Source organism: Microbacterium sp. LS_15 (genome assembly GCF_041954735.1).
Lineage (GTDB): Bacteria > Actinomycetota > Actinomycetes > Actinomycetales > Microbacteriaceae > Microbacterium.
On the sequence record NZ_JAVAYD010000014.1, the window covers coordinates 46549 to 69026 of the forward strand.

Genomic DNA, 22478 nt, shown 5'->3' on the forward strand with positions numbered 1-22478 from the left:
GGTCCGCGGCACGGAGCCGCCATGACGGGAGCGCCGACGGCTCAGCGGTCGTCGCCCTTATCGCCTCTGTCGCCCTTGTCGCCCTTGCCGCCGTTGTTGTTGCCCGGGCCCTTGTTCTCGTTGCCGTTGTTGTTGCCCGGGCCCTTGTTCTCGTTCTGAGCCGGCTGATCGACCGCCGGCTGGTTGAGGATCGGGTCCTGGTCGGTCGGCTCGCTCACGACCACCTCGACGGGGGCCTGCCCGGAGTCCTCCGGTGCGATGACGGTGCGCTCCGCGAAGGATGCCGCAAGCCGACCGCTCTCTGCGGCCGGAGGGTTTCCGGCGACGAATCCGGTGGCGAGCGCGCCCGCGACGACGACCGCGGCGGCTGCGGCGATGCCGGCGACGGCACGCGGGTTGCGGCGGCGGCGCGCGGCCGGTGCCGCGTCGAGCACCGCGGTGCGGTCGGTCGACGGTTCGGCGGAGGCGCCGGCACCGGGGTCCGCAGGAGCGGCGGCGGCGCCTGCACCGGCGGCATCCGGGGATGCCGCGGCATCCGACCCCGCGGCATCCGCGCCCGAGGCGGTCTCGGCGGCACCCGCCGGCGCGATGGCGGTCGGAGTCTCGCCGCGCATGAGCGCGCGCGCCGCGCGGGCGACCTCGCGCGCGGTGGGGCGTTCGGACGGTTCGAGGCGTGTCATCTGCTCGAGCAGTCCGCGCCACTCCTCGGGCACGCTGTCCGGGATCGTGGGCGAGTTCATGAGCCGGGCGACGGCCGCTCCGCGTCCGGTGCTCATGGCGGGGTAGGCGGGCTCGCCGGTGAGGGCTTCGATGAGCATGAGGCCCAGCGAGAACACGTCGACCGCCGTGCCTGGTTCGGCGTCGCGCAACTGCTCCGGCGCCATGTAGGTGAGGGTGCCGAGCACGATGCCGGGCGAGGTCAGGCGGGGGCTGCCGACCGTGCAGGCGATGCCGAAGTCGGCGAGCTTCGCGGTCCAGGGACCGCCGCCCGGATCGCGGGCGAGCAGGACGTTCGACGGTTTGACGTCGCGGTGCACGATTCCCGCTCCGTGCACGATCGACAGTGCTTCGGCGACGTCGCGTGCGACGCGGGCGACCTGGCGCGGACGCATCGGCCCGGTGCTCATGCGGCGGGCGAGGGTGGGTCCCTCGACGAACTCCATCACGAGGTAGCGCGGCCGACCGGGGATCAGCTGCGCGTCGTAGAGCGTCACCAGGGCGCGGTGGTCGACCGCGGCGAGCAGCGCCTTCTCGTTGTGGGCCCGCTCGGCGGACGAGGCAGCGCCGTCGTCCTCGTGGATCATCTTGATCGCCACGATGCGCTCGAGGTGCGTGTCCTCGGCCCGGTAGACGGTCGCCATGCCGCCGCGACCGACCCGCTCCTTGAGCACGTAGCGGCCGTCGAGCAGCGCCTCGGTGGGCGACATCACCTCGAGGCTCATCGGGCGCTCCGCGCAGCGGTGTTCGGGTCGGGCATGACATGACCGTACGGCGTGGAGAAAAGGCCGTCACCGCCCTTGACGCGGCGCGGGATGTCTGTATGCGACCACATCCGTCCCATCGCCGAGGAGCGCCGATCCTGTCAAGCCCCTCCTGCCGTGTCCGAGCCCTCGCGTAGAAAAGAGGGGACGGAGAGGACATCCCCCATGGCTGCAGGAGACATCGAGACGTTCCAGCGCGACGGCATCTGGTTCAACCGGATCGAGGGAGAGTCACGCACCCTGGGGAACAGCTTCGAGACCCAGGAGGAGGCCGTGCGGGTCGGCCGAGGAGCAGCGACGGCACGGCAGGTCGCGCACAACATCCGCACCGAGGAGGGGCCGTCCGACACCGGCGGGCTGCACCAGTTCCACCCGAGGGAGCTCATGAACTGATGGCCGCGCCGGGCGACACGGGGTCCGTCGACGCGCGACGGATGCTGGTGCAGGCGTGCCTCAACGGCGCACGCGAGCTCGCCCAGCACCCGCGTCTGACGGCTGACGCGACGCTCGCCGCCGCGGATGCGGCGCGGGCCGTCGCGGCCGGCGCGCGTGACGTCCACGTGCACCCGAAGGATGGCGCCGGCCACGACTCCGTGGCTCCCGACCATGTCGCGGAATGGGTGCGCGCGTTGCGCGCGGCGTGCCCGGGCGTCCCGATCGGTGTGACCACCGGCGCGTGGACCGAGCCCGACGTCGAACGCCGCCTCGCGGCGATCGAGGCGTGGACCGAGCTGCCCGACCACGCCTCGGTGAACTGGCACGAGGCCGGAGCCGACGAGGTCGCCGTGGCTCTGCGGCGTCGAGGCGTCGGCGTCGAGGCCGACATCTGGGACGGCGCCGGATTCGAGGCCTGGCGCGACTCTCCCGTTCGCGGGGAATGTCTGCGCGCGCTGATCGAGCTGCCCGACGAGGCCGCCGACGTCGTGCGCTCGCACGCGGAAGGGCTCATCGCGCACGTGCGCGCGGAGGACGCCGAAGTCCCGATCCTGCTGCACGGCGAGGAGAGGTCGGCCTGGCCGGCGCTCGCGCTCGCCGTCGAGCTCGGACTCGACACCCGCATCGGACTCGAGGACACGCTCGTCCTCCCCGACGGTCGCCCCGCCTTCGACAACGCCGCCCTCGTGCGTGCGGCGATGGGCGTCGTGTCGGCGAGCTGACGCGAGGATGCCGTCACGTGTCGACACATGATGTGCATGCCGATCGAGTGCGTCCGTAGGCTGGAGGCTCCCGTCGAAGGAGTCCCCGTGTCCGTCATCCGCATCGCGAGCGCCGCCCGGCGATGTCGGCCGGTGGGCTGAGAGCCGAACGACATGACCGACTCCGGGCGCAGCGCCCCGCATCCCTTCGACACCAGGACCCGGTTCGACCTCGACCGTCCTGAGAGCCGCAAGTGGAGTCTGCATCCGGGCAGCATCGGCGCCTGGGTCGCGGAGATGGACTTCGGCATCGCCCCCGAGATCGCCGCGGCGCTGCACCAGGCGATCGACGAGGAGACCCTCGGATACCTGTCGCCGCCGCTCGCCGCCGACCTCGGGTCGGCCACCGCCGACTGGATGCGCACCGAGTACGGCTGGACCGTCGACCCCGAGCGCGTGCATCCGGTGTCCGACGTCATGGCCGCGCTCCGCGTCGCCGTGGAGGAGTACGCGCCCGCCGGGTCGCCGGTGATCGTGCCGACTCCCGCGTATATGCCGTTCCTCACCTACCTGCCGTCGATCGGGCACTCCGTGATCGAGGTGCCGGGCGTCGAGGTCGACGGGCGCTGGCACCACGACCTCGACCGCATCGACGAGGCCTTCGCCGCCGGCGCGCGCACGCTCGTGCTGTGCAACCCGCACAACCCGACCGGCACCGTCGTCGACCGTGCCGAGCTCGAGGCGATCGCCGAGATCGTCGAGCGGCACGGCGGCCGGGTGTTCGCCGACGAGATCCACGCGCCGCTCCGCTTCGACGCGCGCCCGTTCACCCCGTACGCGTCGCTGTCTGAGGCGACGGCCGCGCACACCGTGACCGGCACGAGCGCGTCGAAGGCGTGGAACATCCCCGGACTCAAGGCCGCCCAGCTCGTGCTCTCGAACGACATCGACCAGGAGCAGTACCGCCGGTTCGGGTTCTCCGTGCAGCACGGGGCGTCGACGCTCGGAGTCGTGGCGTCGACCGCGGCGTACCGGGCGGGGCGGCCGTGGCTCGACGGAGTGCTCGCCTACCTCTCCGACTCGCGGCGCACGCTCGGCGAGCTCGTCGCCGAGCATCTGCCCGGCGCGGTCTACCGCGAGCCCGAGGCCACCTACATCGGCTGGATCGACACGGGCGCGCTCGGCATCCCGGGCTCGCCGGCCCGGTTCTTCCGCGAACAGGCCGGCGTCGTGCTCACCGACGGCGCGCTGCTTGGTCACGGGTACGAGCGCTTCGTGCGCGTGGTGTTCGCGACGCCGCGGTCGATCCTCGCCGAGGCGCTCGCCGCGATGGGGGATGCCGTCCGCGCACCGCGCTGACCCGCCGCGCCGGCTCGCGGAGCGAGCGGAGCGACTGTCGGGTCGTTGAGCGAGCGGAGTGAGACGACACGTGGTCCCCTCCGCAGAAGGCCTACCGCCGGGACGCGTCCGCCCGCTCGCGTCGCGCCTGCACGGCGGCGTCGATCATGCGCGCCTCGTCGTACTCGGGCCGGAACCCGAGCAGCTCCCTGGCCCTGCCGTTGCTGGTCGTGTACGACGGCGCCGTGTCGGGCAGAGTCAGCGGCGTCGTCGGCAACCCGGCGGCCTCTGCCAGACGGGTGGCGAACGAGCCGAGGTCGGTCGAGGAGTCGGGGCCGAGCCCGATGACCTCGTGGCCGGAGGTGTCGCCTTCGAGCGCCAGCACCACCCCGCGCGCGAGGTCGGGCGCGGCCATGATCCCCATGGTGGTCGGGCTGCCGTCCGCCCGCCGAGCGACGATCACGGTGTCGGCGTCGTCGTCGGCGAACCCGCGGAGCTGGTCGGCGACGAATGCGTTGCCCGCGGCATCCTCTTTCGCGAACCGCGCCTTCGCGAAGAAGCGCGGACCGGAGAAGAACGACGTCGGGTCGAGCAGCTCGGCAGGATGCTGCGTGTGCGAGAACCGCAGCACCACCGTGTCCCAGTCCAGGGTGCGGCCGGCGAACGCGACCGTCTCCTCCGCCAGCACCTTGCTGAGTCCGTACCAGGTGCGGGGGAGACGCGGATGCTGCTCGTCGACGGGCTGGTACTGCGGCGCGTTCTCGGGGTACACCTCGCCGGTGCTCGCGAGCACGAAGCGCCGCACCGACGACCCGGTCAGCGCACGCACGAGCGCGACCGTTCCGGTGACGTTGGCCTCGTAGACGGCCTCGGCGTCGGCGTCGTTCCACGACATGAAGGCTCCGAGGTGCGCCACGGCCTCGGCATCCGTCAGTCGTGGATCGCGGGGTGCGAGCGCCGTGAGGTCGGTCACGATGTGCTCCACGCCGGGGATCGGCTCGACCGGGGCGACCCGGTCGAGGCCGATCACCTCGTGGCCGCGCGAGACGAGCTGCGCGGCCACGGTCGATCCGACGCGTCCGGAGGCTCCGGTGACGACGATGCGCATGCGCTCAGCCCTTCTCGATCAGCGGGCTCTTCGCGGTCTCGCGGGCCCCGATCACGACGACGAGCGTGATGACCGCGGCGCCCATCACGTAGAACGCGGGGGCGTAGGTGTTGCCCGTCCACGAGATGAGGCTCTGCGAGAACCACGGCGTGATGCCGCCGAACGCGGCGACCGAGATGTTGTACGCGATCGCCATCGAGCCGTAGCGGATGTTCGTGGGGAACAGCTCGGCCATCGCGGCGCTCATCGCCCCGTCGTACGCGGCCATGAAGACGCCGAGAATGATCATCGCGACCACGGCGGCGAAGAACGCCCCCGAACCCATGAGCATGAGCGTGGGGTAGGTGAGGACGATGAAGCCGGACGCGCCGATGATCATGACGGGCTTGCGGCCGATGCGGTCGCTGAGCAGGCCGAACAGCGGCACGAGGATCATGATGGCCGCGAGGCCGATGGTCGTCACGGCGTAGGCCGTCTGCTGGTCGAACTTGAGGTCGGTCTGCAGGTACGAGGGCATGAAGGTCTGCAGGATCCAGTGGCCGACGGCCTTGAGCACGACGAAGCCGACGCAGAAGAGCAGGGCCTTCCACCAGCGCGAGATCGAGGTGCGCAGCGGCTTGGCGGTGACCTCGCCCTTCTCCTTGATCTTCTGGAACTCCGGGGTGTCCTCGAGCTTGAGGCGCAGGTAGAGCCCGGCCGCGCCGAGCGGCAGTGCGAGGGCGAACATGGCCCGCCAGCCCCAGCCGTTCAGGGCGTCGGAGCCGAGAGTGGCGGTGAAGAGGAGCACGAGACCGGATCCCGCGACGAAGGCCGCGAAGCCGAAGACGTCGACGAAGCTCGACACGAAGCCGCGGCGGTTGCTCGGTGCGTACTCGGCGAGCAGGGTGGTCGCGCCGCTGCTCTCGCCACCGGCGGCGAAACCCTGCACGAGACGCACGATCACGAGCAGGAGGGGCGCGACGAGACCGATCGCGTCGTAGGTGGGCAGGATGCCCATGACGAACGTCGCCCCGGAGGTGACCATGATCACGAGGCCGAGCGTGGTGCGGCGGCCGATGCGGTCGCCCATGGAGCCGAAGAACAGGCCGCCGATGGGCCGCATGATGAATCCGGCGGCGAAGACCCCGAATGACGACAGCAGCGCCGCCTGCGGGTCACCGGTCTGGAAGAAGTGCAGCGCGATGACCGTGGCGAGGGTGCCGTAGAGGCCGAAGTCGAACCATTCGACGAAGTGGCCGACGCCGGCGGCCGTGATGACCTTGCGCATGCGCCGGCGGCGCTCGTCGTCGGTGAGAACCGCGGTGCCGACGCCGTCGGCGGTGTCAGTGATACCCATTACGCGTCCTTGAGTAGAGGTGGTGGGGACACCACAATCGTAGCGTCTGATGAGAAGCTACTACCGCTGAGTGGTAATCTGCAACCTCTGAACGGTAATCCAGGTAGTCTGGACAGCGACGAGGAGGTCCGATGATCAAGGCGGAGAGCCAGGTGGACGTGGTGGTCGTCGGCGGGGGGCTCGCCGGGACGTGCGCGGCCATCGCCGCAGCGCGGATGGGTTCGCGCGTCGCGCTCATCCAGAACCGGCCGGTGCTCGGAGGCAACTCCTCGAGCGAGGTGCGGGTGTGGGTCGTCGGCGCCACGGCCCACGGCACGCAGCGATTCGCCCGCGAGACGGGGATCGTCGGCGAGCTCGTGCTCGAGAACCAGTACCGCAACCCCGAGGGCAACCCCTACTACTGGGACCAGGTGCTGCTCGACGCCGTGCGGTCGGAGCCGAACATCTCGCTGCACCTCAACACCGACGTCCGCGAGGTGCGGATGCACGAGACGTCGCCCGACGAGGCGCCGCGCATCGCCGCCGTGGTCGGCTGGACCATGGGCAGCGAGATCGAGACGGTGTTCGAGGCCCCCGTCTTCCTCGACTGCTCTGGCGACGGGTTGATCGGCCACCTCGCCGGTGCCGGCTACCGCGTGGGCCGCGAGTCGAAGGCCGAGTTCGACGAGCCCTGGGCACCCGACCACGCAGACAGCGAGCTGCTCGGCAGCTCCCTCTTCTTCTACACGAAGGATGCCGGCAGGCCCGAGCGCTTCGTGCCCCCGCTGATCGCCAAGGACATCCGCGAGACGCCCATCGTGCGCAACCGCATCATCCGCACCGGCGACAACGGCTGCGACTACTGGTGGATCGAGTGGGGAGGGCACCTCGACACCGTCTCATCGAACGAGCAGATCCGCGACGAGCTGTGGTCGATCGTCTACGGCATCTGGGACTACATCAAGAACTCCGGCGAGTTCGACGCCGACCGGCTCACCCTGGAGTGGGTCGGAGCGATCCCCGGCAAGCGCGAGTACCGGCGGTTCATCGGCGACTACACGATGACGCAGCACGACGTGCTGGAGCAGACGTCGTTCGACGACGCCGTCGCGTTCGGCGGCTGGTCGATCGACCTCCACCCCGTCGAGGGCGTGTACGCCGAGAAGGCGGGGGCGCTGCAGCGGTACAGCGACGGCATCTACCAGATCCCGTTCCGCAGCCTCTACTCGCGCGACGTCTCCAACCTCCTCTTCGCCGGCCGCAACATCTCGGCGTCGCACATCGCGTTCGGCTCCACCCGCGTCATGGCCACCTGCGCCACGCAGGGGCAGGCCGTCGGCACGGCCGCCGCACTGCTCGCCCGCGACGGGCTCACACCCCGCGACCTCGCCGGGTCGCACCGGGGTGCGCTGCAGGCGGCGCTCCTCCGCGAGGATGCGCCGGTGTTCGGCGTCTCCGCGACCGACGCCGACGACCTCGCGTCGGCGGCGACGGTCACGGCGTCGAGCGCGCTCGCCGAGGTGTCGACCCGCGCGCACCGCACGGCCGACACGCTGCCGCTCGATCGCGACATCGCCGTGATGATCCCGGTCGACCCGCGGATCGAGGGCGTCGAGCTCGACGTCGTCGTCGGGTCCGACACCACGCTCCGCATCGAACTCTGGACCACGGGCAAGCCGCAGAACGCCGTGCCCGTCGAGCAGATCGCCCAGGTCGAGGTTCCGGTCGCCGCGGGTGCGGACTCCGTCACCGCCCCTCTCGCCTGGAACCCGCAGACGCCGGCCAACGCGGTCGTCGTCGTGCGCGCCGACCCGCACGTCTCCCTCGTGCTCACGGACGAGCGACCCTACGGCGTGCTGGCGATGGGCGCGAAGCGCGCCGACGACGCCGCGTTCGACGACCACATCCCCGACGCCGACCACCAGCTCGTCACCGACTGGAACGCCCGCATGCTGCGCCGCCGCAGCGTCTCGCTCCGCGCGCTCGGCGAGACCCGCGCGTGGTCGGCGGACAAGGTCGTCGACGGCAGCAACCGGCCCTACGGTGGGCCGCGCATGTGGTCGTCGGAGCGGGTGGATGCCGAGGCGCTCGCCGCCGCGCCGGAGTGGATCGAGCTGCGCTGGCCGGAGCCGGTCGCCGCGGCATCCGTCCGTCTCGTGTGGAACGACGACGTGGACGAGGACCTCATCAACCTGCACCACCACCGCACCGCGTTCACCGTGATCCCCGAGCTCGTCGCCGACTACGAGGTGCAGGTGCAGGTCGACGGCGCGTGGCTCACGGTCGCCGCGGTGACCGACAACAGGCACCGGCACCGCATCCACGACTTCGCGCGGCACGAGATCGAGGCCGTGCGGGTGCGCGTGAGCCGTACGAACGGCTACGCGTACGTGACGCTGAGCAGCGTGCGCGTGTACGGCGAGCCGAGCGGGCGCGATGTCGCACTGCCCTGGTGAGGCGCGGTCGTAGGGGAGACTGGGGGCATGGCGGCAGAGGTGCAGCAGGGAGTCGGTCGGGCGGCGGCGGTGCTCGAGGCGATCGCGAGTGCGACCGGCGGGCCTCCCCGCGCCTCCGACATCTCGCGTGCGACCGGTCTCGGCGCGTCGACGATCGCCCGCATGCTGACGACCCTCGAAGAGCTCGGCTACGTGTCGAAGGTCGACAACGGCTACGCGATCGGCGCCGAGGTCATGTCGCTCGCGAGCCGCGGACTCAACCAGTACCCGATCCACCGCGAGAGCCGCACCCCCGTGCAGGAGCTCGCCCAGCGCACGGGGTTCAGCGCGAACGTCGCCGTGCGCGTCGGCGACAGGGCCGTGTATCTCTCGCACGCCGAGGGAGAGCTCGCGCGCAAGTCGCACACCATGGTCGGACTCGGGCAGCCCCTGCATGCCTCCGCGCTGGGCAAGTGCCTGTTGCTCGGCCTCACCGCGCAGGAGCGTCGCGACCTGCTCGGCGATGATCTGCCGAAGTACACGGTGAACACGATCGGCGATCATGACGCGCTCGACGCCGAGCTCGACAGGGTCAGCCGCGACGGGTACGCGACCGAGGACCAGGAGCTGGCACTGGGGCGGCTGTGCGTCGCCGCGCCCATCCGCGACGCGACCGGACAGGCTGTCGGCGCGATCTCGCTGTCCGGCCGCCTCACGATGATGCGCGACTACGGACTCGATCGGCTGCAGGAGGACGTCGTGGAATCCGCCGACCGGATCAGCGTGGCCCTCGGCCTCATCTCGGCGGTGCCGCCGACCGCGCGCTGAGCGGCGCGACCACCCGGGTCGTCGAGCGAGCGATGTCGCCCGCCGGGGTCGTCGAACGAGCGGAGCGAGACGAAACGCGGTTCCGCCGCGCAACGCCTCGCCCCGGTGCCCACCCTGGGCGCGCTTAGCTGACGTTCCCGAGGTCGCCGCGGTCCCAGGCGAGGATCGCGAAGATCTGGATCATGCCGGACTGGTCGAGTGTCGCTGCGGGTCGGGTCGGGTCGTAGTCGCCGCCGCCCGACGGCTGGAAGTGGAACAGTCCGGTCGCCGGGTCGCGGTTCGTGTCCCACATCAGCTGGGCGTACTGTTCTGCGGCGGCGCGGTAAGCGGGGTCGTGGCTGACCGAGTCGAGCAGGAACAGGTCGCGGAAGTAGAACGCGTTGAAGATCGCCGGCTGCTGCTGCAGCCTGTTCTCGGCAGTCCAGTACTCGAGCGATCCACGCGCCGCGGCCTTGGCCTGGGTCAGGTACTTCGTCTCGCCGGTCGCCCGATAGAGGATCGTCGCGGTCGCGATCATCGAGCCCGAGTTGTAGGTCCACAGCGTGGGGTTGACCTCGCCGGCATCGTTGATGCTGTTGGCGTAGAGGCCCGCCGAGGTCTTCAGGCACTTGTTGTTCCAGGCATAGAGCTTCTTGCTCCACGTGAGATAGTCCGCCTCGCCGGTCTGCTCGTACAGGTGTGCGGCGAGCTGGGCGGCGAGCCCGGTGATGTTCGCGCCGCGGTCGGCATTGTCGGGGCGATCGATCCAGTCCATCCCGCCCGGGCACGCGAGCGCGGCGTCGGTGTTCCAGCCGCGCACCACGATCGAGAAGGCGTGCTCGGCCTTCTCGAGGTAGGCCCCGTCGCCGGTCTTGCGGTACTGGCGCACGTCGGTGAGTCCGATGATGGAGTTGTCGTCGTAGAAGACGTCGCCCCCGGTGCCGAGCGGTGCGGGGAGGTAGGACTCGTACCCCGCGCGCCCGCCCTCGCGGACGTTGTAGTACAGCTCGAAGTTGGCGATGCGCTGCCGTGTCACGTTGGCGTAGGCGGGCCCGATGCCGGGGACGCCCTGCAGGTCGGCTGTCGCCTGACTCGCCTCCCGGTACTCCCAGAGATAGGAGTACGGGTTCACCTCGTCGCCGGTGTTGAGCCGGTAGAGCTGGTGGCCGGCGGCGCCGAGGTAGAGGTTGTCCTGCATCGCGTCGTAGCTGACGACCGCCCGCTCGGACCACGCGTCGGCATCCGACGGCGCAGCAGCCTGTGCGGGTGCGGCCGCCGTGGCGACCAGTACCGCGGTGGTCGCCACGGCGATGACGCCTCTGTGCAGCGCCCGCTTACGGAGGGGAGAGGTTGACTTCATCGTTTATCCTGTCTTCAGGTTGATATCGTTATCAACTCAACCACCCTGACCGATGACCTCGGGGGCGTCAACCCCTCTCGGCGAGCTCAGGAGACGGCGGTGCCGCGCACGAAGGCCTTCACCGTCGCGCATTCCCCACCCGTCCCGGCGCCGTGCGGGCGGATCGTGTAGGGGCCGACAGCCGCCGGGACGATGAACGTCTCGGCGTAGTGCACGACGAAGGGTTCGAATGCTCCGGTGGGCGATTCCACGACGGCCTCCGCGCCCTCGACGAGGTTCAGGACGTTGACCGTGCCGCGGGTGTCGTGCGTCACGGCATCCGTGAACCAGTGCCGGCGCACCTCGATGAACTCGAGGCCGTGCAGGCCCGTCCGCTCCTCTCGCCAGCCGTCTCCCGCAGCGACCGGTTCGACCTGGTCGATGAGGTTCTCGTCGGTCCACGCCGTGTCGCGCTCCCACTGGATGTTGGCGAGGGCGTGGTCGAGGTGGATCGGACGCGGGACACCGTCGAGGCCCACGCGGTCCCAGTCCCACATCTTGAACGTGAAGATGTACGGCGTCGCCGAGATCTCGAGCACCATCGAGTTCGCGCCGGAGCAGTGCACGGTCCCGGCCGGGATCGAGAAGTGGTCGTGCTTCTTCGCCGGGTAGGTGTTGACGTAGTCCTCTGCCGGGAACGAGATCTCCCCCGCCTGCGCGCGGGCGAGATCGGCTCCGAGCTTCTCCCTGTCCATTCCCGACTTCAGGCCGAGGTACACGACGGCGTCGTCATCGGCATCGAGCAGGTAGTAGCTCTCGTCCTGTGTGTAGGCCATGCCGAATCGATCGTGGATGTACTCGGTGAGCGGGTGCACCTGCAACGACAGGTTGCCGCCGCCCATCGTGTCGAGCAGGTCGAAGCGGATGGGGAACTCGGCTCCGAAGCGCGCGAACGTGCGCTCGCCGAGGAGATCCCGCGGGTGCGAGAACACCAGGTCGATGGACGGGATCTGGAAGACGCCGTCTCCGTCGCTCAGCAGCAGGCTGTTCTCCTCCGGTACGCCGTCGAACGACCAGGCGTAGTTGGGCTCGGATTCGTCGAGACCGCATACCTGCTTCATCCACTGACCGCCCCAGACCCCGGGGTCGAAGTACGGCACGACGCGGAACGGACGATGGGATGCCGCAGCCAGCGCCCCGCGGAAGGCGTCGCCCGTGATCAGCGTCGTGGCGCCCGGCTGATTCGCGTCGAGCACGAAGTCGGCGGTGTCGAACAGCGGTCGCTTGTGACGATCTGCTGCGCGCCACTCGAGGAAGAATCCTCGCTTGATCTTGCGCAGCGGGTCTTCGTCGGGGTTCTCGGCGCGCCAGTTCGGCATGCCGCGGCGGTAGCGGAGCTGGATCTCCCAGCGTGCCATCTCGACGAGCACTGTCACGTCGGGGCGGGTGAGGGTCGCTGCACCCCAGCCGACGAGCACGGTCGGTGCGGTGCGCCTCTCGACGCGGTCGCGCAGAGCGTCGCGCTTCGCGGAGTCGTAGAAGGCGTCGATCGTCGCGTGCGACATGACTCCGAACACGCGGTCGTCGGTGAGGTTCTGAGCGAACCGGGTCGCGAGCTCATCGGCGGAGCGCGCGGCGGTCTCGGCGTCCACGATGTCGAATCCCGGCAGCCCGTCGCGGATCTCGCGGGTGAGTGCATCGAGGTCGGTGCCGGGGTAGGCGTCGACGGCGACGAGCGCGCGATCGCCGGCGCGTTCCGCGGCATCTCGGAGAGCGCGCCACACGTCGTCGCCGCGCCGGATGGACTCGCCTGGCGGGAGTCCGATCACCGGCTGGCGGTCGTAGGGAGACCTGCGCTCATCCGCGCGAGCAGGGGGGTGGGGCATCGTTGCAGCCTTTCGTTCCGGATGCCGACGCGGGTGCGGGAGAGGCGAGCCGCGCTGATATCGTTATCAACGTACAGGACGGCGTCGGGAAAAGCATCCACCGGCGGATCACTCGCGGAAGCGCGTCGGAAGTTCGACCAGCTGCGGCTCGGTGTCGGGAGCGGCGAGCCGCTGCACGAGCATGCGGGCGGCCGTGCGCCCCAGCTCTCGGGGGTCGTGCTCGATGACCGAGAGGTCGAAGGGGACGAGGCTCGACAGCTCGAAGTCGTCGAAGGCGACGATCCGCATGGTCTTCGCGCGCTCCGGATGCTCGGCGAGAGCGCGCAGCGCGCCGATGGTGTTGCGGTTGTTGGCGCTGAAGACGGCCGTCGGCGGATCGTCGCTCGTCAGCAGCTCGACCATGACGTCGTGTGCGGCGGCATCGTCGTTCTGGCCCGCGCGCATCAGATCGGGGTCGATCGCGACGCCCGCCTCGCGGTGGGCACGCTCGAATCCGTGACGTCGCCGACGGCTCGTGAAGACCGAGGCGCGGTTGCCGAGGAACGCGATTCGGCGGTGTCCCTCGGCGAGCAGGGAGGCTGTGCCGTCGCGAGCGCCGTTCTCATCGTCGACGAGCACCACATCGGCAGTGACGCCGTCGATCTGCCGCGAGGCCAGCGCGAGCGGGATGCCGGCCGCCACCGCCGTGCGCAGATGGGTGACGTCGCCTCCGGCTGGGACGACGATGAGCCCGTCGACCTTCCGGCCGATGAAGTCGTTGATCAGGGCGCGCTCGCGCTCGATGTCCTCACCGCTGTTGCCCACGAGCAGGAGCATGCCGTCGGTGGTCACGATCTCCTCCACACCGAGCTGCACCTGGGCGTAGTACGGGTTCGCGACGTTCGTGATGATGACGCCGATGAGTCCGGTGCGCTGTCCTGGCCTGAGGCTCCGGGCGTTCTCGTTGCGGCGGTACCCGAGGGCGGCGGCCGCATCGAGCACGGCCTTCACCTTCTCGGGCCGTACATTCGGCCCGCCGCTGAGGACCCGGGACACCGTCATCGGCGAGACCCCGGCCGCTGCGGCGACGTCCTGAACGGTGGGCGCGGCGGTGCCGCGATTCTTCGCAGGACGACCGGTCATGCCGTCATGGTATCGATACATCGGCCTTCGTCCGGGTATCGCCGGGCGACCGGCATCCGACCGCAGGATGCCCCGACGACTTGCGATGGATCGCTTGCCCTCGTCTTCTCCACCGTGTTACAGTCCGATTCTGATAACGATATCAACGCGAAGGTCGCGAGATGTCGATCCTCTACCCGAACGAAGGAGTTCCGAGTGAAGTTCTCGCGAAGAATGGTCGTCGGCGCGGCCGCGCTCATGGCCGTGACCACGGTCGCCGGATGCGCCGGCTCGACCACCGCATCGTCGTCCGATCTGCAGTTCGTCACCGACAAGAGCTGGGACTTCGAGAAGTTCTCCGCCGTGTCGAAGGACGACATCGACGTGTCGCTCGCCCCCGCGTATTACGCCGACCAGAACGCCTTCCAGGCGTTCATCAAGCAGTCCTTCCGATCGAACAAGGCGCCGGGGCTCTTCACTTGGCACACCGGCTCGTCGCTCGAGGATCTCGTCTCCGAAGGTCTCGTCGCCGAGACCACCGACATCTGGGAGAAGGCTGTCGCCGACGGCGACATCAGCGAGTCCGTGAAGGATCTCTACACGATCGACGGCAAGCAGTACTGCACGCCGATCAGCGTCGACGACTGGGTCATGTACTACGACAAGCGCACGTTCTCCGAGCTGGGCCTCGAGGTCCCGACGACCTGGGACGAGATGATGACGGTCTCCGACACCCTCGTGGATGCGGGCATCGCACCGTTCTGGAACTCGGGCGGCAACCCCTGGGCGTTCGTGTGGTTCCAGATCCTGACCGCGGGTACCGACGTCGAGCTCTACAACGACCTCATGTCGGGCGATGCGAAGTTCACCGATCCCGAGGTCGTCGAGGTCATGAACGTGTGGCTCGACATGAAGGAGAAGGGTTACTTCTCCGACCCGGGGTCGAAGACGCCCGGCGAGACGCAGATCAAGGACCAGGAGGTCGCGATGATCCCCTTCGGCACCTGGTACGCGAGCACGCTCGACACCGTGGGGCTGGAGAGCGGCACCGACTGGGGCGTGTTCCCCATTCCCAATGTGAACCCCGACCAGGAGGTCACCCCGGTGGCCATCGAGACCGCCCCCGCCTGCGTGCCCGAGAAGTCGGCGCAGCGCGAGCTCGGCCTCGAGTACTCCGAATGGTGGATGGGGACCGAGGCGCAGACCGCATGGTCGGAGCAGCAGGGCAACCTTCCCTTCAACCCGAAGGCCACGGCCGCGACCGAGGAGTTCCAGAAGATCGGCGAGGAGTACACCGACCCGAAGTACACGTTCTACCTGCGCTACTACGAGGCGGCTCCCGCCCCCATCCTCACCTCGTCGCTCGACGAGTTCACCGGATTCATGACCAACCCCGGTGACCCGATGCCGTATCTCGAGGGCATCCAGAAGGTCGCGGACGAGTACTGGAGCGAGCATTGAGCCGGACTCCGGTCCGCTCCGCGCGTCAGCGCGACGCCTGGGCCTTCATGGGTCCGGGCGTCGCCGTGGTGCTCCTGGCGCTGTACGTCCCGGTTCTGTACACCGTCTACTTGAGCTTCACCGAGTACGACGGCCTCGGTGACCCGGAGTGGATCGGCGTCGCCAACTACGTCAAGATGTTCCAGGATCCGGCGATCCTCGTCTCGATCCTCAACACCCTCGCCTGGGTCGGCGGCACCCTGCTCGTGCCGGTCGCTCTCGGCCTCCTCGTCGCGTATCTCGCCTACGGTCTCCCGGGCGCCGCGTGGCTGCGAGTTCCGTTCCTCATCCCGTATGCCCTGTCCGGAGTCGCGGTCGGTGTGATCTTCTCCTTCGTGCTGCAGAACGGCGGGGCGCTGTCGCAGGCGCTCGCCTTCCTGGGCCTGCCCGGCGCGGAACTGCGCTGGCTGCAGGATGCTCCGCTCAACACGATCGTGATGATCCTGGCCGCCTCGTGGCAGGGGGTCGGCGTGAACGCCCTCCTGTTCACCGTCGGACTCCAGTCCATCCCGAGGGAGCCGCTCGAAGCCGCGAGGGTCGACGGCGCCGGCGGATTCCGGCTGTTCACCTCTATGGTCTGGCCGCTGCTGCGGCCGACCACCACCATCGTGGTCGGGCTGTCGATCGTGAACAGCCTCAAGACGTTCGACATCGTGCAATCGATGACCCAGGGCGGCCCGAATCGCGTGTCGGAGACCCTCGGCGTGACGATGTACCGCGAGACGTTCCTCAACAACGAGTACGGGATGGGATCGGCGGTCGCCATCTTCCTGACCGTCATCACCGTCGCCGCGTCCGTGATCTACCTGCGCCGCCAGCTGTCGCTCGGCGATGCCGCACCGAAGACGGATGCCGCACCCCGCAAGATGGGAGCGCGCCGCGCATGATCTCCAAGGTCCTCCGTTACGGCATCCTCGGCCTGATGGGCATCCTCTGGCTGCTCCCGATCTATCTGCTGCTCGCCAACGCGGGCAAGGTGACCTCCGAGTACTCCGGATCGCGACTGTGGGAACCGGGCAACCTCGGGAGCCTGTGGACGAACATCGTCGACGTCTTCACGACGACCGACGTGCCCTCCGGCCTCTTCATCACGCTCGTCTACGCGATCGTGGCGCCGATCATCGCGGTGATCCTCGGTGCGGCCGTCGGCTACGCGGTCATCGCGCTCAAGCTGAAGCACGGCTTCTTCTGGTTCTTCGTGATCTTCTGCGGCACGGTCTTCCCGCTGCAGCTCATGGTGATCCCGCTGTTCGCCGCGTATTCGCAGGTCGGCCTGTTCGACACCGCGGTCGGGATGATCCTCATCTACTCCGTGGTCTGTCTGCCGTTCTCGGCGTTCGTGATGCGCAACTTCTTCGCCGGCATCGCCGAATCGGTCTTCGAGGCTGCGGTGGTCGACGGAGCGAAGCCGTGGCGCATCTTCACCCAGATCTACCTGCCGATGTCGCGCAGCGCGCTCGTCGTCGTGTTCATCCTGCAGGCGACGTGGGTGTGGAACGACTTCCTGCTCGCACTGATCCTGACCCAGAGCTCGGAGACGCGACCGGTGATGCCGCTGCTGCAGGCGCTGCAGTCGGTGCAGGGCGGCGGGTCGGCCTTCACGGTGCTGCTCACCGCAGCGCTGCTCGTGTCGATCCCGACGGCACTGCTGTTCGGACTCACCCAGAAGTACTTCCAGCGCGGTCTCGCCCTGGGGCAGTACTGACCGATGCGCGGCGCGATGCAGGATGCGAGAGTACGAGTGGTGAGCGACGACGCGCAGGGCACGACCGGAATGCCGGAGGGGTCGCCGTGCGGCGTCATCGAGGTCGGGGGGAGTCATGCGACGGCAGCGTTCGTCACGGTTTCCGGGCCTTCTCTGCGGGTCGTCGACGTCGCCACCACACCTCTCGACCCGTCCCTCCCGGCGGGTGATCTGCTCGACGCCTTCGTCGCGTCCGCCCGGTCGCTCGGCGAGTCGACGCCGATCTCGACCGAGTGGGTCGTCGCGATGCCGGGTCCATTCGACTACGAGCGGGGGATCGGCATCTTCGGCGCGGTCGCCAAGTTCGACGCACTGCGCGGAGTCGACGTGCGCGGGGGCCTCGCTGCACGACTCGGGCTCCCGCCGGACCGCATCTCCTTCGTGAATGACGCCGCCGCCTACGCGCTGGGCGAGTGGGCGTTCGGTGCCGATACCCGTGTCGACCGCCAGGTGTGCGTCACACTCGGCACCGGGGTCGGTTCGGCCTTCCTCGACCGCGGCCGGATCGTCACGCGAGGTGACGATGTGCCGCCGAACGGCTGGGTGTATCCCCTGCCGTTCGACGGCCTGCCCCTCGAAGACACGATCTCGACGAGGGCCATCGTCGCCGACCACGCCCGTCGCACCGGACGTTTCTGCACGGTGAAGCAGATCGCCGCGGAGGCGGCCGAGGGGGAGGCGGATGCCGTGGCCGCGCTCGATCACGCGATGCGTGCTCTCGGTATCAGCCTCGGACCCTGGCTCGCCTCGTTCCGCGCCGACCGTCTGACCGTGGGCGGGTCGATGGTGCGCTCGTGGCCCGTCCTCGTCGGCGCGCTTCGCGACGGTCTCGCGGAGGGCGGCGCTCCGATCGGACTCGACGTGGTGCCGTCTGTGCTGCTGGATGCTGCGCCGCTGCTCGGAGCCGCCCAGTGGCTCCGATCCCTCGCATCCCCGCTCTCGACCGATCCCCCGCACCCCGACCCCTGGAGCACCCGATCATGAAACCGTCTCTGATATCCGCAAGCCCGTGGACCGGCGAGGAGGCCCGCGAGGGTCTCTTCGAACGTGCGACCGCCGCGGTGGCCGCCGTCGGCTCGCACGTCGTCCGTGTCATCCCCGAGCCGTTGCAACGACAGGCAGGCGGCCGGAGCGCTCGGAGCGTCCGCGTGGTGATCGAGGGCGACCGCGCGACCGATGCCGACACGCTCGACGTGCAGATCGTCGATGCGGATGGCCGTTCGCTCGGCCTCGAACGGGCGACTGCGCCCGCGGGCTCTGTCCGCGTGCTGGTGCCGGCATCCCCCGACCCCGTCGACGTGGTGGTGCGCGTGCCCGCCCTCGGGGAAGAGGGGATCTCCGTGCGTCTCGACGGGGTCCGTCCCTGGAGCGTGCACGTGGTGCATCACTCGCACTTCGACTTCGGCTACACGGACCCGCAGGCGGCGGTGATCGCGAATCAGCGGTCGTACCTCGACTCGGCCGTGGAGCTGATCACGCGCACCGCCGATTGGCCCGAGGAATCCCGGTTCCGCTGGAACGCCGAGGCGCTGTGGTCGTTCGACGATTGGGAGCGTCACCGCACGCCCGCCGAGATCGACGAGCTCGTGCGCCTCGTGAAGGAGGGGTCGATCGGGCTGAGCGCGATGCCGTACAACCTCCACACCGACACGTGCTCGACGGACGAGCTCCATGAGCTGCTCGCCTCGGCCCGCCGCATCCGCGACCAGTACGGCATCGAGTTCCGCAGCGCGATGCAGACCGACGTGCCCGGCCAGGTCGCGGGTCTCCCCGACGCGCTGTCCGACCTCGGGGTGCGGTACCTCGCGGTCGCGCACAACTGGGCGGGACGATCCGAGCCGCACCGCAACGGCGGCCTCGACAACCCGCGCATGTTCCGTTGGCAGTCACCGGCCGGCAGATCGGTGCTCGTCTGGATGACCGACAGCCCGCACGGGCTCGCGTACATCGAGGGGCCTATGGTCGGGTTCACCGAATCGTTCGAGACGCTCGAGACCGTGTTCTCGGCGTACCTCACGGCGCTGTCGACGAAGGGCTACCCGTTCCCGCCCGGAGTGTTCGGCGCCCACGGCGAGGAGGACCCCGGCCGACAGCCGTACCCGTGGGACGTGCTGCACGTGCGCACGCAGGGCTTCATGGGCGACAACGGCCCCGCGCGACTGCACCTCTCCGAGAAGGTGCGCCAGTGGAACGAGACCTGGGAGTACCCGCGCCTGCGCGTCTCGCGCAACGAGGACTTCTTCGAGGAGGCCGAGGAGCGCTACGGCGACGATCTCGTCACCTTCGAGGGCGACTGGGGCGACTGGTGGGTCGAGGGCGTCGGATCGGGAGCCGTGCCGCTCGCGCTCGCTCGCGAGGCGCAGGTCGCCGCACCCGTCGCGCGTTCGGTCTCCCAGCTCTCTCGCTGGAGCGGTGGAGACCCGGTCGCCTCAGAGGGCGCCGACGCCAGGGCGGCGTACGACGCCATCTCGATGTTCAACGAGCACACCTGGGGAGCGAGCAACTCCTGGACCCATGGCGACGAGGGCTACGACTCGGGCGAGCGGCAGTGGCAGTGGAAGGTCGGGCACGCGATCGCCGCGCACCAGCGGACGGTCGACGCCACCGAGTCGGCTCTGCACCACCTCGGACAGGCCGTTGCTCCGGCAGAGGATGCGCTCGCGAGCTACGTCGTCGTGAATGTCGCCGGTCACGCCCGCTCGACCACTGCGCGGGTGCTCGTGAAGGAATCGCAGGTCGCGCTGGACGCGCACTTCTCCGTCATCGACGCGCGATCGGGCGATGTCGTGCCCCACACCGTGGAAGACCAGGGCAACTCTCTGCACCGCGAATCGGGGCGCTGGATCACCTTCCCCGTCTCGGATGCGCCGGAACTCGGCTGGGTGCGGTTCGATCTCGTGCCTTCCGACCAGCCGGCCGCAGAGCCGACCGCGCACCCCCTGCAGAGCGGGCGCCGTGAGGACATCCTCGTGCTCGAGAACGAGCATCTGCGCGTCGAGGTCGACGACCGGCAGTCGGTCATCCGCTCCCTGGTCGAGAAGTCGACCGGTCGGGAGTGGGTCGAGCCGGACTCGTTCGCGGGCTTCAACGCCTACGTCTACGACACGTACGGGAGCTCGGGCGCCGGGGTGAACCATCTCGCGAACAAGCTGTCGGTGTCTCCGCGGCTCGAACTCCTGGCTTCGCGCACGGTCGGCCGTCCGGCCGTGGTCGTCGAGCGGGTCGACGACGCGGTCGAGCAGCGATTGGTCTATGAGTTCCCCGCCGATGGCGTCGATACCGTGCGGGTGACCCTGCGACTGCGCCACGGCGACCCGACCCTGCGGATCGAGAACCGCGTCAGCAAGCCGGTGACCCGTGTGAAGGAGAGCGGGTACTTCGTGTTCCCCTTCGCCGCGGTCGACCCCACCGTGCGGCTCGAGGTCTCCGGAGGGGTGACCGGCGACGGCATCGCCCACGTCCCGGGAGCACCGCAGCACATGCGCGCGATCCGCAACTGGGTGACGGTCGCCGACGGCGCCGACGCGATCGCCTGGGCGACGAAGGATGCTCCGCTCGTGCAAACCGGAGCGATCGCGCTGCCGTACTCGCCGTTCCCCGCCAGCACGTCGCCGCATGAACCGTCGACCGTGATCTCGTGGTTCCACAACAACGTGTGGGACACGAACTTCCCGATCGAGCAGGGGTTCACCGCGACGTTCTCGTACGCGATCGGCGTGCGGGCCGCGGGGTCGCAGAGTGTCGAGGGGCTGGCCGTGTCGACGGCATCCGCGGTCGCGCGTCCGCTGCTCGCCATCCCCGCAGTCGGTCGAGGCTCGACGGCGCCGTCCGCCTCGTTCCTCCGTCTCGACGATGATCGCATCGCCGTGATCGGGGTCGGCGCGGCCGACGAGCCCGGGTGGTCGCGGGTGCGGTTGCAGTCGTTCGCCGACGAGCCGGCGCGAGTGCGGGTGTCGATCGCGGGAGCGGATGCCGCGCGCCGCGCGACCCTCCTCGGCGACCCTGTCGGCGACCTCTCGGTCGAGGACGGCGCGGTGGTGCTGGACCTCGCGCCGTTCGAGACGACGGCCGTGGAGCTGCGGACACCGGGGCGCTGATTCCCGGCGCGGCGCCCGCACCCTGTAGATTAAATATAACTATTCGGGTGAGGGGGCGCCGTGCTCTACAAGCGGGTCTACGAGGCGCTGCGCGACTCCATCGCGCAGGGCACCTACGCCGTCGGCGACAAGCTCCCCACCGAGGCGGAGCTCTCGAAGCAGTTCGAGGTCAGCCCCATCACGGTCAAGCGGGCGCTCGACCTGTTGCGCACCGACGGCATGATCATGCGTCGTCCGCGTATCGGCACCGTCGTGACGAGCTCGACGCCGACGGCATCCGGCACCCGCATCGCCGGGGAGTCCGACGGCGGTCCGTCGCTCATCGGCTGCGTCATCACGAGCTTCGACGACACGTTCGGCAACAAGGTGATCGAGGGCATCCTCGCCGCCGCCGGAGCCGACACCCACGTCGTCCTCAAGCGCTCGGGCGGCGACATCGCCGAGGAGGACGCCTGCATCCGCGCGCTCGTCGACGCGGGCGTCGAGGGGCTCATCCTGCTGCCGAGCTCGTCGGAGTACATCCCGCCGGCCGCGCTCGAGCTCGTCGCCAAGAGGTTCCCAGTCGTGATCCTCGACCGGCTGTTCGACGGCATCCCGGTGTCCGCCGTGTGCTCCGACAACCTCGCCGGCGGGCGCGCGGCCACCGAGCACCTGCTCGAACTCGGACACCAGACCATCGGATTCATCAGCTCGGCGAGCCACGTGTCGTCGAGCGACGATCGTCGCAACGGCTACATCCACGCGCACGCGATGAACCATCTGCCGCTCGAGAACCAGGCCGAACTGCGCACGATCGCCTCGACGGTGCCCGGCAGCTCCGAGACGACCGAGCACGACATCGCCCGTCTCGTGGAGTTCGTCGAGCAGCATCCCGACATCACGGGATACGTGGTCGGCGAGTACAACATCGCGCTCATGCTGCGCGAGGCCTGCGACCGTCTGGGCCGAGAGGTCCCGGCCGACATCTCGATCGTGTGCTTCGACCACCCCGACGCCTTCTTCGACACCCGGCTGTTCCGGTACACGCACATCCGACAGCAGCAGCGCGAGCTGGGGGAGAAGGGCGTCGAGTCCGTGCGCCGCCAGATCGCATCGCCGAGCGAGATCGAGAAGGGCTGGCTCTTAAACACATCTGACGCGTCCGACGACTCCTTACGTGTTCATCTCGGTTGTCTCCCTACTATACATACA

At 69.4% G+C, this 22478-nt stretch carries 17 protein-coding genes; 11 read left to right on the forward strand and 6 right to left on the reverse strand.

The window, feature by feature from the left end:
- Positions 1-41 precede the first annotated feature (41 nt).
- Positions 42-1442 (reverse strand): serine/threonine-protein kinase, encoded by a 1401-nt coding sequence (locus RAC69_RS14750; protein WP_375087486.1) that lies wholly within the window; start codon positions 1440-1442, stop codon positions 42-44.
- Positions 1443-1646: 204 nt separating this feature from the next.
- Here RAC69_RS14750 and RAC69_RS14755 point away from each other — a divergent pair, with 204 nt between their 5' ends.
- From RAC69_RS14755 to RAC69_RS14765, 3 genes are all read left to right on the forward strand, one after another.
- Positions 1647-1874, forward strand: coding sequence for a DUF2188 domain-containing protein (locus RAC69_RS14755; protein ID WP_096713984.1), 228 nt, complete (start codon positions 1647-1649; stop codon positions 1872-1874).
- On the forward strand, positions 1874-2638 hold the full coding sequence (locus tag RAC69_RS14760; RefSeq protein ID WP_375087487.1) for a 3-keto-5-aminohexanoate cleavage protein: 765 nt from the start codon (positions 1874-1876) through the stop codon (positions 2636-2638). The genes RAC69_RS14755 and RAC69_RS14760 overlap by 1 nt, the downstream gene beginning before the upstream one ends.
- Before the next feature lie 153 nt (positions 2639-2791).
- Positions 2792-3976, forward strand: a complete 1185-nt coding sequence (locus RAC69_RS14765) for a MalY/PatB family protein (RefSeq protein ID WP_375087488.1) — start codon at positions 2792-2794, stop codon at positions 3974-3976.
- A gap of 91 nt (positions 3977-4067) precedes the next feature.
- On the opposite strand, the gene RAC69_RS14770 is transcribed toward RAC69_RS14765, so the two are convergent.
- Entirely contained in the window at positions 4068-5063 is a 996-nt protein-coding gene (locus RAC69_RS14770) for an NAD-dependent epimerase/dehydratase family protein (RefSeq protein WP_375087489.1), read from the reverse strand.
- Between the two features lie 4 nt (positions 5064-5067).
- Positions 5068-6399, reverse strand: coding sequence for an MFS transporter (locus tag RAC69_RS14775; protein WP_375087490.1), 1332 nt, complete (start codon positions 6397-6399; stop codon positions 5068-5070).
- Between the two features lie 131 nt (positions 6400-6530).
- Here RAC69_RS14775 and RAC69_RS14780 point away from each other — a divergent pair, with 131 nt between their 5' ends.
- Together RAC69_RS14780 and RAC69_RS14785 are read left to right on the forward strand one after the other, a co-directional pair.
- Positions 6531-8834 carry an FAD-dependent oxidoreductase gene (locus tag RAC69_RS14780; protein ID WP_375087491.1) on the forward strand — a complete coding sequence of 768 codons (2304 nt, stop codon included), beginning with the start codon at positions 6531-6533 and terminating at the stop codon, positions 8832-8834.
- Between the two features lie 27 nt (positions 8835-8861).
- On the forward strand, positions 8862-9641 hold the full coding sequence (locus tag RAC69_RS14785) for an IclR family transcriptional regulator (RefSeq protein ID WP_375087492.1): 780 nt from the start codon (positions 8862-8864) through the stop codon (positions 9639-9641).
- A 124-nt stretch (positions 9642-9765) separates the two neighbouring features.
- On the opposite strand, the gene RAC69_RS14790 is transcribed toward RAC69_RS14785, so the two are convergent.
- From RAC69_RS14790 to RAC69_RS14800, 3 genes are all read right to left on the reverse strand, one after another.
- Positions 9766-10980, reverse strand: coding sequence for a glycoside hydrolase family 76 protein (locus RAC69_RS14790; RefSeq protein WP_375087493.1), 1215 nt, complete (start codon positions 10978-10980; stop codon positions 9766-9768).
- 86 nt (positions 10981-11066) lie between these two features.
- On the reverse strand, positions 11067-12845 hold the full coding sequence (locus tag RAC69_RS14795) for a class I mannose-6-phosphate isomerase (RefSeq protein WP_375087494.1): 1779 nt from the start codon (positions 12843-12845) through the stop codon (positions 11067-11069).
- 108 nt (positions 12846-12953) lie between these two features.
- Positions 12954-13967: a LacI family DNA-binding transcriptional regulator gene (locus tag RAC69_RS14800; RefSeq protein ID WP_375087495.1), complete on the reverse strand. Its 1014-nt coding sequence runs from the start codon at positions 13965-13967 to the stop codon at positions 12954-12956.
- A gap of 195 nt (positions 13968-14162) precedes the next feature.
- Here RAC69_RS14800 and RAC69_RS14805 point away from each other — a divergent pair, with 195 nt between their 5' ends.
- The 6 genes from RAC69_RS14805 to RAC69_RS14830 all read left to right on the forward strand — a co-directional run.
- Entirely contained in the window at positions 14163-15407 is a 1245-nt protein-coding gene (locus RAC69_RS14805; protein ID WP_375087496.1) for an ABC transporter substrate-binding protein, read from the forward strand.
- The gene (locus RAC69_RS14810) at positions 15404-16333 is read left to right on the forward strand and encodes a carbohydrate ABC transporter permease (protein WP_375087497.1); all 930 of its coding nucleotides are present in this window, start codon (positions 15404-15406) and stop codon (positions 16331-16333) included. Before RAC69_RS14805 ends, RAC69_RS14810 begins: the two co-directional genes overlap by 4 nt.
- The gene (locus RAC69_RS14815; protein WP_375087498.1) at positions 16330-17151 is read left to right on the forward strand and encodes a carbohydrate ABC transporter permease; all 822 of its coding nucleotides are present in this window, start codon (positions 16330-16332) and stop codon (positions 17149-17151) included. The genes RAC69_RS14810 and RAC69_RS14815 overlap by 4 nt, the downstream gene beginning before the upstream one ends.
- 39 nt (positions 17152-17190) lie before the next feature.
- Positions 17191-18174, forward strand: a complete 984-nt coding sequence (locus tag RAC69_RS14820; RefSeq protein ID WP_375087499.1) for an ROK family protein — start codon at positions 17191-17193, stop codon at positions 18172-18174.
- Positions 18171-21287: a glycoside hydrolase family 38 C-terminal domain-containing protein gene (locus tag RAC69_RS14825; RefSeq protein ID WP_375087500.1), complete on the forward strand. Its 3117-nt coding sequence runs from the start codon at positions 18171-18173 to the stop codon at positions 21285-21287. The genes RAC69_RS14820 and RAC69_RS14825 overlap by 4 nt, the downstream gene beginning before the upstream one ends.
- A gap of 60 nt (positions 21288-21347) precedes the next feature.
- Positions 21348-22478: GntR family transcriptional regulator (locus tag RAC69_RS14830; RefSeq protein ID WP_375087501.1), on the forward strand; the 1131-nt coding region annotated here is incomplete at its 3' end.

Coding starts and splice junctions, on each gene's coding strand:
- RAC69_RS14750 (WP_375087486.1), bottom strand. CDS start 1,442: ATGAGCCTCGAGGTGATGTCGCCCACCGAGGCGCTGCTCGACGGCCGC.
- RAC69_RS14755 (WP_096713984.1), top strand. CDS start 1,647: ATGGCTGCAGGAGACATCGAGACGTTCCAGCGCGACGGCATCTGGTTC.
- RAC69_RS14760 (WP_375087487.1), top strand. CDS start 1,874: ATGGCCGCGCCGGGCGACACGGGGTCCGTCGACGCGCGACGGATGCTG.
- RAC69_RS14765 (WP_375087488.1), top strand. CDS start 2,792: ATGACCGACTCCGGGCGCAGCGCCCCGCATCCCTTCGACACCAGGACC.
- RAC69_RS14770 (WP_375087489.1), bottom strand. CDS start 5,063: ATGCGCATCGTCGTCACCGGAGCCTCCGGACGCGTCGGATCGACCGTG.
- RAC69_RS14775 (WP_375087490.1), bottom strand. CDS start 6,399: ATGGGTATCACTGACACCGCCGACGGCGTCGGCACCGCGGTTCTCACC.
- RAC69_RS14780 (WP_375087491.1), top strand. CDS start 6,531: ATGATCAAGGCGGAGAGCCAGGTGGACGTGGTGGTCGTCGGCGGGGGG.
- RAC69_RS14785 (WP_375087492.1), top strand. CDS start 8,862: ATGGCGGCAGAGGTGCAGCAGGGAGTCGGTCGGGCGGCGGCGGTGCTC.
- RAC69_RS14790 (WP_375087493.1), bottom strand. CDS start 10,980: ATGAAGTCAACCTCTCCCCTCCGTAAGCGGGCGCTGCACAGAGGCGTC.
- RAC69_RS14795 (WP_375087494.1), bottom strand. CDS start 12,845: ATGCCCCACCCCCCTGCTCGCGCGGATGAGCGCAGGTCTCCCTACGAC.
- RAC69_RS14800 (WP_375087495.1), bottom strand. CDS start 13,967: ATGACCGGTCGTCCTGCGAAGAATCGCGGCACCGCCGCGCCCACCGTT.
- RAC69_RS14815 (WP_375087498.1), top strand. CDS start 16,330: ATGATCTCCAAGGTCCTCCGTTACGGCATCCTCGGCCTGATGGGCATC.
- RAC69_RS14825 (WP_375087500.1), top strand. CDS start 18,171: ATGAAACCGTCTCTGATATCCGCAAGCCCGTGGACCGGCGAGGAGGCC.